This window comes from Mesorhizobium oxytropidicola, from assembly GCF_056174625.1.
Window position 1 is genome coordinate 1,023,504 of the sequence record NZ_CM149692.1, and the last position, 17,660, is coordinate 1,041,163.

The 17,660-nt window shown below is 64.6% G+C and carries 2 protein-coding genes and 2 pseudogenes; 1 reads left to right on the plus strand and 3 read right to left on the minus strand.

What is annotated here, in order from left to right; translation table 11 throughout:
* Positions 1-91 precede the first annotated feature (91 nt).
* The 3 genes and pseudogenes from AC0V8S_RS05010 to AC0V8S_RS05020 all read right to left on the minus strand — a co-directional run bounded on the left by AC0V8S_RS05010 (position 92) and on the right by AC0V8S_RS05020 (position 4,291).
* Positions 92-1,881, minus strand: a pseudogene (locus tag AC0V8S_RS05010) (flavin-containing monooxygenase).
* A 251-nt stretch (positions 1,882-2,132) separates the two neighbouring features.
* Positions 2,133-3,377, minus strand: a complete 1,245-nt coding sequence (locus AC0V8S_RS05015) for a M24 family metallopeptidase (RefSeq protein ID WP_475437024.1) — start codon at positions 3,375-3,377, stop codon at positions 2,133-2,135.
* Between the two features lie 348 nt (positions 3,378-3,725).
* Positions 3,726-4,291: pseudogene (locus AC0V8S_RS05020) on the minus strand (invasion associated locus B family protein).
* A gap of 314 nt (positions 4,292-4,605) precedes the next feature.
* Between AC0V8S_RS05020 and AC0V8S_RS05025 the strand changes: the two are divergent.
* Complete coding sequence (locus tag AC0V8S_RS05025) at positions 4,606-17,544, plus strand: beta strand repeat-containing protein (RefSeq protein WP_475437025.1); 12,939 nt, start codon at positions 4,606-4,608, stop codon at positions 17,542-17,544.
* Positions 17,545-17,660 lie beyond the last annotated feature (116 nt).

Consider the following 17,660-nt stretch of genomic DNA (forward strand, 5'->3'; position numbering starts at 1 on the left):
CTTGGCGCCGACGGCACTCCTTGGCGCACCCCTCGTCCGTCTCGGCGCTGCGCGCCGATCCACCTTCTCCCACAAGGGGAGAAGGAAAGACCTATCGCTCAGCGTTGCTCGGCTTCCCGTAAACCGGCGTTGCGATACCCTCCATCCGCGCCTTGATCTGCAGCGCCACATATTTCGAGTAAAAACGCGACAGCGCCAGATTGCCGCCGTGGAACCACAGCGCTTCCTGCGCCGTCGGTCTCCACATGTTGCGCAGCTCGCCTTGCCAGGGGCCGGGATCGCCCTTGACGCCGGAGCCGAGACCCAGCAGGGGCCAACCTTGTCGGCGACTTCGCGTGAGACAAGTGCTGCGACATTTTCGTTCATCGACTGGTAGCCGGTGCAGGCGACGATGGCGTCGGCCTCGAGCTCGCTGCCGTCCTCGAACAGGATACCTTTCGCCGTCAGCGACTTGATAGCGACGCCGCTGCGGATGCCGATCTTGCCGTCGATGATCAGGTCGGAAGCACCGACGTCGATGTAATAGCCCGAGCCGGTGCGGTAGGCCTTCATCAGCAGGCCGGTCTCGTCGTCGCCGAAATCGATGGCGAAGCCCGAGGCGCGCAAGCGGTCGTAGAAAGCCGCGTCGCGTGCCCTGATCACCTCGTAGAGCGCGCGCTGGCCCTTGGGCACCAGCGCGAAAGGCGTCGAGGCGACGATCATGTCGGCCTTGTCGGTGGTGATGCCGCGCGCCAGCGCGCTTTCCGAGAAGATCTCGAAGCCGACCTCCATCAGCGTGTCCGACTTGACCACGGTGGTCGGCGAGCGCTGGATCATGGTGACATCGGCGCCGCTCTCCCAGAGGTCGACGCAGACATCATGCCCGGAGCTTGCCGCGCCGACGACGGCGACTTTCTTGCCGCGGAATTTGTCGCCGCTGGCATACTGGCTGGAGTGCAGCAGCTCGCCCTTGAATTCGCTCGCGCCGGTCAGGTCGATCTTTCGCGGTGGGCCGTAGGCGCCGGTGGCGAAGACAACATGTTTCGGCTTCAGCGTGATCTGCCGGCCGACACGGTCGACCACGACGGTCCATTCCTTCCCGGCCTCGTCGTAGGAAGCGCTGAGGCATTTGGTGGCGACCCAGTAGTTGAGCTCCATGACGCGCGTGTACATTTCCAGCCAGTCGCCCATCTTGTCCTTGGGCGTGAACACAGGCCAGTTTTCCGGGAATGGAATGTAGGGCAGATGGTCGTACCAGACCGGGTCGTGCAGCACGAGCGTGCGGTAGCGGTTGCGCCAGGAATCGCCGGGCCTGGCGTTCTTCTCGATGACGATGGTCGGCACGCCAAGCTGCCTGAGCCGTGCGCCCAGCATGATGCCGCCCTGGCCGCCGCCGATGACCATGCAATAGGGTTGCTCCGAAGCGCCGAGATCGCGCGTCTCGCGCGCCCGCGCCTCCGACCAGGTCTCGCGTTCGGGGTCGGCCTTGTGGCGCACGCCGAGCGGCCGCGCCAAACCCTTGCGCTCCTCGAATCCCCTGAGGTCGGTCATCGCTGTGAAGAATGTCCGGCAACGGCCGTCACGCAGCCGCAGGATGCCCTGGCCGGAAGCCACAGCGGTCTCGAAGGTGAACCAGGCTTCGATCGTGCCTTCGTCCGAGGTCGCTTCGCCGGTGAGCTGCCATGCGGTGGGCTTTGTCGTCGCCAGCGTTGCCTTGAGCATGGCGGCGATGGCCTCGCGGCCTTCCATGGTGGTGACGTTCCAGGTGAAGGTCAGCAGATCGCGCCAGTAGCAATCGTCGACGAACAGGTTGCTTGCCGTCGCCGCGTCGCCGGCCGCAAGCGCCTGCGCCAGGGAGTCGAGCCATGCGGCGGCCTGTTTCGTCGGTGCTATTTCGAGCATTCTTTTCCCTCTTGCTGCGTGCGACCAACCTAAACTGAGATGGTAATTGTCAAACCCGCCGCTGCAAAGCGTTGCCGCGGTCCAGAATTTTTCTCCGTTGCGCCCGGCGGCCAAGGTCCCGACATGGATTCCTTGGGCTGCGGAGCAGCTCCAGGGGTCTCCGCGACGAAGCTTCGCTCCTGCTCCGCCCGCGAATGACGAAGATAGAGGGGCTTCGGCTAAACCTTCAGGGTGTAGATTTGAATCCCCTGCTACCCAATCCCGTCCAGCCGCCTCGGCAGCCGGTTCATCGGCCTCGGCCCATCCGTCGTGATCAAAAACTGGTCCTCGAGATTGAAGCTGGCGAGGCCGTCTATGTAGAGCGGGATTTCGAAGGCCAGCACCATGCCGGCCTCGATGACGACGTCGCTGTCGGCGGCAATGAACGGCCACTGTTCGGAAAACACCGACTGGCCGACACTGTGGCCGAAATGGCCGCGGCGGTAGGAGGGCAGGCCTTGCCGGGCCAGGCTCTCGGTGGCGACGCGATGCACATAAGCGAGCGTGTTTCCGGGGATCAGTGCCGCCAGCCCGTCCTCGAAGGCGCGCTCGGCGATCATGTGCAGCTCCGCCTGGTCGGCGGAGGGCGGTCCGAAGGTGAAATTGCGCGACATGTCGGAGGCGTAGAAACCGACCGTGCAGACCATGTCGCATTTCAAGGGATCGCCAGCCACGGCCCTGGCGTCGGCGCCCTTGGCGCGGGCGCCCAACGTCACATATTCGGCCGTCACGACCGGATGCGACAGCCCGGCGGCCGCATCAGTGACGCCTTTGCGGTAGAGCGCGACGAGATCGGCCTGGCGCATGCCGGCCATCGCATCCACCTGCAGGCGCTCCAGCCCGGCTTCCGAGAGAAAAATGCCTTGCTGCAAGAGGTCGATCTCGCGCTCCGATTTGATAGCCCGCAGCCTGTCCAGAACCGGTGAGCCGTCGACCATCGGGCAGTCCGGCAGCAGCGCCTGGATGGCCGCGAAATCGGCGGCTGGAACGAAGTCCAGGTCGATACCGAGTCTTGCCCGCGCCAGTCCGAAGTCGTCCAGCAGAAGCTGCAGCTGGCGCACCGAGCCGGCGAGGTCGAAGGTCGCGGGACGCGAGAAATCCGGCGCGCGGCCGAGCGCGGCCAGGCCGGCCTCGATCCGCTCGGCCAGGGGCAGCCCATGCGTGGCAGTCGCTACCGGCACCGATTCGATCCAGATCGGGTGCGAACGCACGATTGCTTCGGGTGCGGCGAGCCGCAGCTGCGCCGCGTTGAAGTCAGCGGCGACCACACCGACCGGCAGGTCTGGTTTGGCCGGGATGACGACGAAGCCGCCGCCGGCGCGGCGGAACAGCCCCGCCGGGCCGATCCAAGCGCCGGTCGCATAGTGGAAGGCCTCGGGCGCCGAAAGCACCAGCGCGGCGATGCCGGCGCGTTCCATCAGATGCGTTGCGCGCTGGCGGTCGACAAAGCCTGTCATGGGTTTCTCCGGATGTCCGAAGCGGCAACGGAGCATTGTGGGTGCGGACAATCAAGCCGGTTTCTGGGATGCCTCCCCAACGTCGTCATCCACGGGCGGAGCAGCCGCGCAGCGGCGTCGCGGAGACCCAGGATCCATGCCGCGACCTCGACCATGGAGTGCAGCGGAACAGAATTCTGCACCGTGGTGACGCGTTGGAGTCCCGGCATGGATCCTCGGGTCTGCGCCGCGTCGCTACGCTCCTTGCTCCGCCCGTGGATGACGAAGTGACGGGTGGCGCGCTCGCCAATTGCGGAGGCCTCCGATCCGTGGACGCAGGCAATCCGCCCAGGTTGCCGGCAATACCCGCTACTTGATCGATTCCAGCTTGGCCACCGCCGCGCCGAAGCCTTTGAGGGAAACCGGGATGGTCACCGGCTTGCGCGTCACCGATTCCATGCCGATGTTCATCGTCGTCCCCGACTTCATCGCCTTGGCCAGTTCCGGCGCCACCGGCACCGCGGCATAGGCGCCGTTCTGGTCGCTGGTCTGGATGGCGACGGTGATTTCTTGCCGCTGTCGACCTGATAGCTGACGCCGGACGGCAGAAACAGGCCGTGCGGCAAAGCGAGCAGCATGGCCAGGCTGCCATTGGCGCTGTCGCGGCGCACGGTCACCGTCAGCACACGCTGGCCTGTCTTGGCCTCGGTGAGGTTCTGCGACACCTGGCACTGAAGTTCGCCGGCCGCCGAGTCGCTGGAGCAGTTCACCGCCCATGCATTGGCGTCGGCCGGTTTGGGTCCGGCGTCCTTGGATTGGGCCTCTTTGGCGGTGTCCTCGGCAAGCGCCGGGCCAACAGAAGCCGATAGCAGCCACAGAGCAGCCGATGCCGCGACCATGTTGAGTAGATTAGCTTTAGCTAAAGTAATTGCCATGTTCTTCGCGCCCCGCAGTTTTCCTTGCCCCGGCAGGTATTCTCCTGGAAAAGGCTTGATACAACAAGGGCGGCTGCTCCGAAAGCCGAGTCCCCGCAAAGCAAGCCGGCAAATCTACTGTGGCAATATGGCCACAGAACAGAACTTTGAGGCCCGACAACAACACTCACAACGTTCCGGGCTCGCTATACAATACAATTCGCGTAAGAATTAACACGCGGGACGTGTAGTCCCAGAAGGACTCGCCAAGGATGGGAACTACCGAGAAGTCTCGGCAGGTTGGTGGGATGGCGGCGCGTGGGGAGGGTTTCCACGTGCGTGCCGTCTATCGCCGTTCGCGCATTGTAAGCCATCTTTGGAAGACAACGGCGTTGACGACGCTGGCGCTTGGCCTTTCAGGCGTGGTTGCCCATGGCGACCCCGATGGGCTCTGGCAGCCGCAGATCCGCGCCATCGTCGGCGCCGACAACAATGGCGGCAACGCCGCGCTCGAAGGCTTCATCCCGATCAAGCAGACGGCCGAATCGGTGCTGTTCCTGGATGTCCGGGCCAAGCACGATTTCAAGGATGCCTTCGGCCAGGACATCGGCCTTGGCATTCGCCGCATCGTCAATCCCGACCTGATGCTCGGCGGCTACGCCTATCTCAACGTCGAGAACTACAACAGCACCCAGTTCACTGCCGGTACGCTGGGCGTCGAGGCGATCACGCCGAACTTCGACGCGCATGTGAACGTCTTCGTGCCGATCAAGGGCGACTCGACGGACCATTCGACCAGCTCGACGCTGTCGATGGTCAGCAACCAGCTGATCGAACAGATATCGGTGCTCGACCACCGCGACTACGCGGCCTGGGGCATCGAAGGCGAGATCGGCGCCCAGGTGCCGATCAACCTGCCCGACAAGCACTCGCTGCGGCTCGACATTGGCGGCTACCATTTCGAGGACCCGCATGGCGATGACGGCAGCGTCACCGGCGCCAAGGCCGGGTTCGAATACACGATCGGCGATGTCTTCGGCAGCGGCACCGAACTGGTGCTGGCCGGCGAGGTGCGCGACGACAATCGCGACCACACCCAGTTCGCCGGCAGCGTGCGGCTGAACATCCCGTTCAACCCCGGCCATGGCTCGGACACGACCGGCGCCATCAGGGCGGCAGACCCGGTCTATCCGGTCAGCGAAGGCCTGCGCAAGCGCGTCAACGAACGCGTGCGCGGCGATATCGGCGTCCGGATCCAGTCGCAGGACAAGACCGGCGGCTCGACGACGCGCGTCGCCATCAACGCCGCCACCAATGCGGCCTTCGGCAAGTTCTACTTCGCCGATGGCGGCCTGGCGGGCGCCGGCACGCAGGCCGACCCGACGACGCTGGACGACGCGGTCACCAAGGCCGGCAGCGGCGGCTTCATCGTCGCGCTCGGCGGCAATGGCAACATCCAGACCCCCGGCCAGACGCTTGCCGCCGGCCAGACGCTGATCGGCGGCGGCGAGAGCGTCACCGCCAAGCTTTTCGGCGGCGGCACCGCCACCTTCAACCTCGGCGGCAGCGACGGCACGATCCAGGGCACCAACGTCGCCAACAACGTCATCACGCTCGGCAACGGCAACACGCTGAATGGCATCACCATCACCGGCGGCGCCGACGGCATTTTCGGCAACAACGTCACCGGCACGACGCTGACCAATGTCACGGTGACGGGTGCCGGCGGCAACGGCGCCGAATTCAAGGGCAATTCGACCAATGTCAGCGCGTCCAATTTCACCGCGACCGGCAACGGCCTCGACGGCCTGCACATCGAAGACAACGGCACCTACAATTTCACCGGCACGACATTGCTGCAGAGCAATCTCGACGACGGTCTTGATATCACCGGCCAGGGCACCTACACCTTCGCCGTCGTCAATGCGCTTGGTAACACCGACCGCGGCATCACCGTGCAGGGCACGTCGAGCGGCGGCAGCTTCACCACCACTGGCGGCACGGTGTCGGGCAATGGCGGTATCGGCGTCTTCATCGATCCGATCACCGCGCATGTGGTGCTGGATTCGATCACCCAGACCGGCGGCACGTCGGGCGTGGTGCTCGACCATGTCTCAGGCAGCTTCACCGTCAACGGCGCGACGACGATTTCCAACACGACGGGACCGGCGATCGCCATTACCGATTCGCCGGCGACGATCCGTTTCGGCGACATCAACATCACCAATCCCGGCGCCGACGGCATGTCGTTTGCCGGCGTCAACGCGGCGGTGGTGGCCGGCAACATCGTCATTTCCGGGCTGGGCGTCGGCACAGGTCTCGACTTCTCCGGCAGCCAGACGAATTTCACCGCGCAGTCGCTCAACATCACCGGCCCGGGTGCCGCCGGCACCATCGGCATCGATCTCGCCGGCACCACGGGCGGCGCATCGATCATCATCACCAATGGCGGCTCCATTTCGGGCGTCGACACCGGCGTGCGCCTCGGTATTTCCGGGTCGCTGGCCAATTCGGCCAATGCCCAGTTCAGCTTCGGTGGCGGTTCGATTGCCGGCATCACCGCCTCGCTCGACGCCCGCGGCCTCAACCAGACGCTCGGCCTTTATGCGTTCGGCTCGACCACCTTCAGCGGTCCGCAGCTGTTCGACGTGCAGAATGTGATCTTCATCGGCTCGTCGGCCACAGGCAGCGGCGACGGCTCTTCGCTGACGAATCTGGCCACGGCCGCGACCGCCGACGCCATCACCGACAGCGACGCCATCTTCGTGCTGGTCAATGACGGCACGTCCATCGATGCTTCCAACGGCTTCTCGCTCAGCGACGGCCAGACGCTGGCGTCGTTCGGCAATGGCCGCTCTTTCTCGCTCGGCGGCGTGCCGATCAACGTCACCGGCGCCAATGTCCAGCATGACGTGGCCATCTCGGACCCTGCCGGCGCGGCGACGCTGACCAATTCCGGCTCCGGCGCTGTCGTCACGGCGGCCAACGGCAATTCGCTGCTCGACTTCAACATTTCGGGCGGCAGCGACGCGGGGATCAGCGCGACCTCGATCAACGGCCTGACGATCCAGGGCGTGACCGTCAGCAATGTCGATGTGGGTCTTTTCCTCGGCAGCGTGACCGGCACGGTTTCGGTCGACAATCTCAATGTCCAGAATGCGAGCCAAAACGGCATCGAGCTTGTCGCCTCGAGCGCGATCGTCAATTTCACCGGCAACACGACGATCGGCAATGCCACCAATGCCGGGCTGTTCGCCAACAATTTCGACGGCACCGCCACTTTCGACGACCTCGATATTACCGGCGGCGGCATAGGCGTCGGTATCGTCAACGACTCGAGTGGAACCCTGACTTTCGGGGCCGCGAGTTCCATCACCAACACAGGCGATTTCGCCTTCGACATCAACGGTTCGGCGCCCAACGTCACCTATAACGGCACCATCAACCAGGCCACTGCTGCAAATGCGGTGAATATCTCCAGCATGACCGGCGGCACCGCCACCTTCGCCGGCAAGATCACCGCCAGCACCGGTGCGGCCAATGCAATCGACCTCACTAACAATGCGGGCGGCGCGATCAATTTCACCGGTGGTCTCGATCTGACCACGGACGGCGGCTTCGCCTTCAGCGCCATCAATGGCGGCACGCTGACGGTGACCGGGTCGGGCAACACGGTCAACACCGGCGCCGGCTTGGCGGAAAAGGGCATCCAGCTCGGCGGCGCCGGCGGTCTGACGATCGGCGCTGCCGGTGTGACGTTCGCCAGCGTCACCGTCGATGGCAACGGCGGCAACGTGGCGACCGGCATCGTCATCGAGAACACCAGCGGCGGCAATGTCACCTTCGGCGGCGTCAACATCAGTCGCGTCATGGGCGATGCCATCCGTCTCACCAATGTCGCCAGCGGCATCTACAGCTTCAACGGTACGACGACCATCGCGGCCGTCGGCCTCTTGGGTGACGGCTTCGTGGTGCAGGGTAGTGCCGCCACCGTAAATGTCGCCAACCTGGTGACGACGGAGGTTGCGGGCGCCGATGTCAGCCTGACCAACAACACCGGCACCATCGCCATTGGCGGCACCATCACCAATAGCGGCTTCGTCGGCAACGACGGCGTCGTCGTCTCCGGCGGCACCGCTGCGATCACGGTCTCGGCCGATATCTCCAGTTCGACCAGCACGCTGGGCACGGCGGTCAAGGTCGACGGCATCAGCGGCGGCTCGGTGGCCTTCAGCGGCGCGATCAATTCGACCGGCACCGGCAATCTCTTCGCGATCGGCTCGATCACGGCACCGACCGGCGGCGCGATCAGCTTCACCGGCTCGACGCTGTCGGCGACCGGCGGCGGCGGCGCTGTTATCGCCGGCCTTGGCGGCACTGCGACCTTCAACGCCACCGCGCCTCTGACGGTCACCAACCCGACCGGCAACGGTGTGTCTGTCTCAAACGTCGCCAGCGGCGCCAGCGCCACCTTCGGCTCGGTCACCGTGTCGGGAGCCGGTGGCAACGGTATCGATATCGGTGGCGGCGGCAGCAATGCCGGGGCGGTAACGTTCGGCACGACCTCGGTCACTCTGGGCTCGGCCGCCAACACCGCCGGCATCAATTTCAGCGGCACCAACAACGACGTCACCTTCGGCACGACCACCGTGACGATGGGCGCCGGCGCCAACCAGACCGGCATCGACTTCAGCGGTTCGTCCACGACGGCCGATTTCGGCCTGACCACCATCACCGGCACCGGCGACCTCACCTCGCGCGGCATCGACCTGTCGTCGACGACAGGCACCAAGACCATCACCTTCCAGGCTGGCTCCAGCATTTCCAATGTCGGTGTCGGCGTCGAACTGTCGTCGGGCGGCACCACGGCGACTTCGGCCAATGCCAATTTCACCTTCGGCGACGGCAATGCGGGCAATGGCCTGCAGTCCTCCATCAGTGCGGCAGCCGGCGGCTACACCGTCAACACGATCGGGCTCGATCCGACGCTCGGCAATTATGATTTCGACGACGTCGCCTTCACCGGCAGCGCCCATCTGGCCAGTGCGGTCGGCGGCGTCATCATGGTCTCGCAGAACGGTGGCGTCATCGCCGCCGGCACGGACGGGCTCAGCGCCGCGGTGACCACGATCTCGGTGGCCGCCGCCGATGCCATGGCCGGCACGCAGACCTTTGCCTTTGTCGGCACCGTCGATCTCAGCGGCACGCCGTTCACGCTGGATTCGGGCCAGTCGATCACCGGCTTCGGCAACAACACCTCCATCCTCACCTCCGGCACCATCCAGCCGGTCAATGTCCAGGGCAATCTCGGCGCCACCGGCGGCAACGTCACCGGCAATGAGGGCGTGGTCACCGGCACCGGCGACTTCCTGCATCTGCTCGGCAGCAACCAGGTGCGCAACACCGCTTTCGACTTCAGCGGCGCCCTCGGCTCGGTCTTCACCGTCGACCAGAATGCCGGCGGCTTCAACAATGCCGGTGGCATCTTCATCGATGGCGTGACGGTCAGCAACGTCGCGGCGGGCCAGACAGCGTTCAAGGTCGACAACCTCACCACCAATGTGTCGATCACCAACAACAACATCAACGTCGCCGGCACGCTGCTCGACGCCAATGGTGGCAACGGCAACATCACGGTCACGCGCGGCAACCTGCCCAACAGTGGGCCGGCGGGCACGCTGACTGGCGGCGGCATCTCGATCGCCAACCGCACCGGCGGCCTCGTCAATTTCACCGACAAGGTGACGGTCGGCGGCAATGGTGTTTCGCTCACCAACAACACCGGCGCCACCGTCACCTTCGCCGATGTCGACATCACCACCAACGGCGCGACGGCATTCAGCGCCACCGGCGGCGGCACAGTCAATGTCACGACGGGAACGATCAACGCCACGAATGCTCAGGCAGTGGCGCTCGACAGTATCGCGGCCGCTATAAACTTCGCCTCGACCAGCGCGACATTCGCCGCGGGCAACGGCATCGACCTGCAAAATGTCAGCGGCTCGGCGAGCTTCGGCACCGGCACGCTGACCAACACCGGTTCGGGCACGTCGTTCAATGTCGGCTCGGCGACGGCAGCCAGCGGCGGCGACGCGACCATTTCCTATGGCGGCACGATCGCCACCAACGGCGCCGGCGCAGCCGTCTCGATCCAGAGCATGACCGGCGGCTCGGTGACGCTGTCGGGCAACCTCACCGACAGCAACGCCGTGGCCGGCGGCAACATCCTCATTGCCGGCAACCATTTGGCCACCATCACCTTCTCGGGCACGACGAAGCAGATCAGCTCAGGCACGACGGACGGCGTCAACATCGGCTACCCCGGCGGTTTCCCGAGCGGAACCGCGAGCCCCAACACCAACTCGACGATCGATTTCACCGGCGGCGGCCTCGACATCACGACGACCACCGGGGCGGGTTTCGCGGCGATCGGCAGCGCCGGCGCCCCCTCCACTGTTACCGTCACCGGTACTGGCAACAAGATCAATTCCGGCGGCGATGGTCTGCTGGTGTCCACCACCAATGTCGGCGCTGCCGGTATCACCTTCGACAGCGTATCGGCCGTCTCGACGTCGACCGGCGCGGGCGTATTGCTCCAGACCGCCGTCCTGGCGGGCGACGTCAACATTGGCGGCCTGAAAGATACAGGGCACGTGGGCGCCGAGCTGGCCGAACTGAGCGGCGCCGGCGTGGTCAATTTCACCGGCACGACCGATCTCGACGTCAGCTCCAAAGGGTTCGATATCGGTGGGACCCAGGTTGGCACCATAAACATCGCCAATGTCGCCGGATCCACTCTGACCATCGATGGCGCCCAGGTCGGTATCCAATTGGCGACCCTAGCCGGCACCGTCAACGTTGGCGGCAATGGCGGCACCGCCAGCATTGGCGCGACGACAAGCACCACCGGTTCGGCCATAACCCTTTCCGGTGGCAACAACGCCATCAATGCGACGCTGAACTACAACGGTTCGATCAAGGTCGATACGGGCTCGGTGCTGCAAGCCAGCGGCGGCGACTGGACCCATCTGAACATGAGCGGGTCGGTCGTTTCGACCACAGCAGTGGTCCTGCCGGGGACCGGAGCTTTCGCCTTCTTCGGCGATGCCGACGGCGTGTACAATATTTCGAGCACGATCAATCATACCGGCACGGCCGTCGGCGTGCTGTTCGACGGATCGTCCGAGGGGACGGTCACCTTCTCCGGCACGTCGAAGATCTTCAACACCGCCGGCGGCACCAACGGCGCCATCGTCAAGGACCCCAGCATCGGCGCGGGCCAGGGCACGGGTACGCTCAACTTCACCAATGGCGGCCTCGTCATCACCACCTCGAGCGGCGCCGGCTTCACCGCCAGCACCTTCGGCGCCGGCACGGTCAGCGTCACCGGCTCAGGCAACACCATCACGACGACGACCGGCACCGCGCTCGACCTCGCCAACGCGACGGTCGGCGCCGGCGGCGTCGCCTTCGATTCCATCTCGGTCAATGGTGCGGCAACCGGCGTCTCGCTCAACAATGTCAGCGGCGGCGGCATCATTCTCGGCGCGGTCAACCTGCAGGGCATCACCTCGCGTGGCTTCGATGTGGCAGGCACGCTCGGCTCGCCGGTGAGCATCCTCGGCGGCCTCAACATCGGCCTGGGCGCCGCCAACGCGATCGGCCTCGATCTCAACGGCGCGGTCATCAGCACCGGCATCACCGCGGGCGATTTCGACGTCGACGGCGGCGGCTTCGCCGGCACGATCGGCATCGACATGGCCGGCACGACGGGCGCAGGCACGATCCAGCTCGGCGACACCGTCAACAACAATCCGGCCGGCCAGACCTCGACCATCGCCAATGTCGGCTATGGCGTGCAGTTCTCCAGCACCACCAATGCCCAGCTGGTGTTCGGCGACGGCCAGGGCCCTGCCGAATCGTCAATCGCCACCACCGGTGGCCAGGTCATCCACGCTGTCGACACCTTGCCGACATCGGGCGACTACAATTTCAACGACGTCAATTTCACCGGCGACACCGCCAACCTGTCGTCGATCAGCGTCTATTATGTCACGGCGGCCGGCACCGGCGACGGCAGCCTCGCCAATCCAGGCAGCTATGTCGGCGCGCAGGCGTCCACCGCCAATGTCGTGGTGCTGATCGACCAGAACGTCAACGGTGCCCAGGAAACCATCGACCTCAGCGGCACCACCTTCAACCTCGATGATGGACAGGTGCTGCTTGCCTTCAAGAGCGGCGACGCGGCCGTCGATGTCTCGCAGCTCGGTGTCGACGCCAGCGGCGGCGCATCCGCGGCTTTCCACTTCACCACGATTCAAAACACGCCGATCGTCTCGGCACCGGCGGGTATCGACACGCTGCGGCCGGTGCTGCAGAGCAACAACGCCACCTCGGTGATCAACTTTGCCACCAGCGGCACCGGCGTCTTCACCGGCGGCATCGAGAACCTGATCGTCCGCAATCTCGGCAGCGGCGCCGGCGTTGCCGTCAATGCGACGGGCGCCTCGAACTTCATACTCCGCAACAACGACATCGCGGCCGGCGGCCGCGCGCTCGACTTCTCCACGACCGGCGCGCCGGCCAATACGCTGCTGCTTTCCATCGACGGCAACACGCTGAAATCGACCGGATCCGCCCTGGCTGCATCCTTCTCCGGCCAGAACATCAGCGCGACGGACAACTCGATCGCGATCAGGTCGTTTGCCGGCAATAAGGTGACCGGCGGCACCGGTGGCGGCATCGCCTTCAACAATGTCCGTTTCGACTCCGATGGCGCCGGCGGCACCGTCAGCGCCGGCACGCTCGGCATGGGCAATCCCGGCGCGCGGATCCAGGGCGATGGTCTCAGCTTCACCAACACCAGCGGCACCTTTGATCTGGGCACGCTCAACCTCGCAAACAACGGCGGCACCGGTGTCCTGGTCAACACCAAGAGCGCCGGCACAACCTTCACGCTGAACAACAGCGGCGGCGTGGTCACCACTCTGAACGGCGCGGCATTCGACCTCGATCCGCTGACCGTCAACATGACGTTCACCAGTGTGAGTGCCAACACCGGCGCCAGCGGCATCATCTTCGATGGCGTTGCCGGCACCTTCACCGTTACCGGCACCACGAGCATCGGCAACATGTCGGGCACCGGCATCAGTGCGATCAACACCAACACCGGCACCTTCAATTTCGGCAATGTGACGATCAACAACGCCGCGGCGACCGGCGGCGGCATCGGCTGGGCCAGCGGCACGCTCAACGTCACCGGCCTCGCCAACATCGACACGACGAGCGGCACCGGTCTCTCGCAGAGCGGCGGCACGACCAGCTTCACCGGCGGCCTGACCATCGACACCACCAGCGGCGACGGCTTCCTCGGCATCGCCGCCGGCTCGATCACCGTAAGCGGAACCGGCAACACGATCACCACGGCAACGGGCCGGATCATATCGCTTCAGACCGCCGTGATCGGCGCCGGCGGCATGACATTCAACACGCTGAAGGCGACGGGAACCGTCAGCGGCGGCGCCGGCGTGCAGCTCGCCGGTGTCTCTGGCGGCGCCTTCAATGGCGGCGCCCTTTCCGTCGCCGGCGCAAGCAACAACGGCCTGATCGTTCAGAACAGCACGTCGTCAGCGATCAATTTCGACAGCGTGGTCGTCAGTTCGGCAAGCGCCAACGGCATCTATGTCATCAACACCGTCACCGGCCCGGTCACCATCGGTACGGTGACGATAGACAATACGGTCGGCGCGGGCGTGCGCGTCGAGAACACGTCCGGCACGGTCAACATCAATGGCGGCTCGATCGGCGCTACCAACGACCCGACCGGCTCCGCTGTCCAGGTAGTCGGCGGCGCCGCGACCTTGAACGTCGCCGCCTCGCTCACCAAGACCACCGCAGGCAAGATCGTCGACATCTCCGGCGTCACCGGCGGCACGGTCACCCTGTCCGGCGCGCTCAGCGCCAACACCGCGAGCGACAACGGCATCTACGTCCACGGCAACACCGGCGGCACCTTCAATTTCAACGGCGCCATGACGCTCGGCACGGGCACCAACACGGCGGTCAATCTGGACACCAATGTTGGCGCCACCGTCAATTTCGTCGGCGGCATGGGGATCACCACCACCTCCGGCCTTGGCTTCGGCGCCACGGGTGGCGGCACGATCAACGTCACCGGCACCAACACGATCCTGACGAGCTTGGGCGGCCAGATCCTGGCCTGGAACGGCATGACCGTCGGCGGCAGCGGCGCCACCTTCAGCACGCTGACGGCGCAGACCAAGGTCGCAGGCACAAGCGATGCGGTCAATTTGACCAATGTCGGCGGCGGTATCTTCAATGGCGGCACGCTCAGCGTGCCGGGCGGCACCAATTCCTTCGGCCTGTTCCTCAGCGGCACCAGCGCAACGGTGAACTTCGCCAAGGTGACGATCGCAAATCAGACAGGCACGGCAACCGGCGGCGGCATCAGGATCGACAACAACACCGGCGCGGTCACGATCAGCGACAATACGAGTGCGATCGGCGGCTTCGGCGCTGTCCAGGGTATCGGCATCGACATCAATGGCGGCTCCGGCGACGTCACCATCGCGGCGTCGGTGTCGAAGGGAACCGTTGCCAACAACGTCGTCCAGATCAGCGGACGTACCGCTGGAACCGTCACGCTCAGCGGAACCCTGAGCGCGGACCAGAGTGTCGGCACCGCCAATGGCATCGACGTCAGCAACAACACCGGCGGCACGATCACCTTCTCCGGCGCCGGCAGCGCGCTGAACACCGGAACCACCACCGCCGTCAACCTGACCAACAATGGCACCACGACGGTCAACTTCACCGGCGGCGGCCTCAACATCGACACCACCACCGCCATCGGCTTCAACGCCACCGGTGGCGGCACGATCAATGTTACGGGCGCAGGCAACACCATCCAGACATCGTCGGGTCAGATCCTGACCTGGAACGGCGTCGCCGTCGGCGCCAGCGGCGTCAATTTCAGCTCGCTGCAATCGACCGCTTCGGTCGCCGGCGACGCGATCAATCTGACCGGCGTGACCGGCGGCACGTTCAATGGCGGCGCTGTTAGTGTGGCCGGCACGTCCGCCGGCGGCGACGGTATCGAGATCAACGGCTCGAGCGCCACATTCAACTTTGCCTCCGCCACGATCGCGGCGACCGCCGGCAATGGCATCCTGCTCAGCGGCGCCAACGGCGCGGTGACCTTCACCACGGTGACGATCGACAACACGACGCTGGCCGGAATCAGGATCGACAACAACACCAATGCGGTCAACGTGAATGGCGGCTCGATCGGAGCGACGAACGACCCGACCGGCGTCGGCGTCGACATCAATGGCGGCACGGGCGCCGTCACCATCGCCGCGTCGGTGACCAAGACCACGGCCGGCAATGTCGTTCAGGTCAGTGGCCGTACTGCCGGAACCGTTGCTTTCAGCGGCAGCCTGAGCGCCACTGGCGCCGCCGCCAACGGCATCGACGTCAGCGGCAATTCCGGCACGGCGGTGATCAATTTCTCGGGCACCAAGACGCTCAGCACCGGAGCCAACACTGCCGTCAATTTGGCCAGCAACACCGGCGCGACCGTCAACTTCACCGGCGGCGGTCTGGTCATCAACACCACCAGCGGCACCGGCTTCAACGCTACCGGCGGCGGCACGGTGACGGTGCAAGGCACCGGCAACACGATCACGTCGACGACCGGCACGGCGCTTAATGTCGTCAACACGAACATCGGTTCGGGCAATCTGGTGTTCCAGAGCATTTCGGCCAACGGCGGCACCAACGGCATCGTGCTCAACACTACGGGCGCGGCTGGCGGCCTGACGGTGACGGGCACCGGCACGACGGCAGGTTCCGGCGGCACCATACAAAACACAGTGCAGGGCGCGCTGTTCACGTCGACGAGCAACCTTTCGCTCTCGAACATGAACTTCACCAATGCCAACAGCGGCGATGGCACGGTCAACAACATCGACACGGCGACATTCAACAGCGCGGCCATGGCCGCCATCAACATGAGCGGCGTGTCGACCGCGACGTTCACGAACCTCGCTGTCGTCGGCAATGGCGGCACCGGCGGCGCGCAGGTAGGCATCAACGGCCAGAACGTCTCGAACCTGACGATTGCCAACAGCACGGTCACCGGCTTCGGCGATGAGGTGGGCGAGGGCAACGTCAAGCTCTGGAACCTGTCCGGCACCTCGGCGGTCACCAATTCGACATTCGGTTTCGTCCCCGGCGATTCGACGGGCGGCGAGAACCTGTTCGAAATCCGCAACACCACCGGCACGCTGACGCTGAATGTCACCGGCAGCACGTTCCAGAACACCAGGGATTCCGCCAACGGCTCCGGCGGCATCGCCATCACCACGACCGGCACCGCGACCGCGACCGTCAATGTCTCGAACAGCAGCTTCCTCAACATGAAGACTTCAGGCTTTGAAGGCTTCGCCAAGCAGACGTCGACGTTGAATGTCAACATCACCGACGGCGGCACTGTCGGCAACGGCAACACCTTCGATCCCACCGGTACCAATCAGCTCAGCCGCGCCATTGGGCTCAATGCGCAGGACACCGCGCATCTGACGTTCAACATCAATCGCAACAAGAAGATTTATGGCAGCGGCGGGCCGGTCATCAACATCTACGGCCAGGACAGCGCGAACATCCAGGGCCGCATCGACGGCAATGGCGATATCCAGAACAACAATACGGCGGCAAACTCCGTCGGCGGTCCTATCTTCATCCACACCACCAGCACCGCCGCCACAGCCGCGATAGAGATTATGAACAACACCATCATAAACAATGGTGGAAGCCCGTCTATTGAGGCCGATGTCGTCGGCCAGGGCGGGGCTAGCGACCACGGGACGATGGATATCACGATCGTTGGAAACACGCTTACATTCGCTGGCAGGAACCTCACCGATGTCAACACGTTTAATGATGGCATCTATCTGAGCAGCGGTGCCAGCAACTCTGATGCGACGATCATGACCGCCAATATTCAGAACAACACAGTCACGGGGATCACCGCCCAGAGCGGCAGTGTTGGTTTGGCCATCGCCAATAGCGGTGGGTCGGGCGCCTTCGTTTACCTGGAAGGATTTACGACCGACGGTGTGACGACTTGGAACAATCGCGGCAATACGCCTGCGGGATCATACGTCGACATCTTCAACGTGAATCCAGTCGCCGCGATCCCGGCTGGCCACAATGGCGGCCATACGATTACACCGAGCAACCCCAATCAGTAATCGCCGCAATGTCTAGTTGCGTCGGCGTGTAGAACAGTCGGGAAAGCAAATGCCGCAATTTCTTGCCGGCAAAGCAAGTCGAAATCGCTGGACAGTTCCCTTGCGGAAGGATACTT

Excerpts from the sequence above, each read along its gene's own strand:
- AC0V8S_RS05015 (WP_475437024.1), bottom strand. The coding sequence starts at position 3,377 with ATGACAGGCTTTGTCGACCGCCAGCGCGCAACGCATCTGATGGAACGC.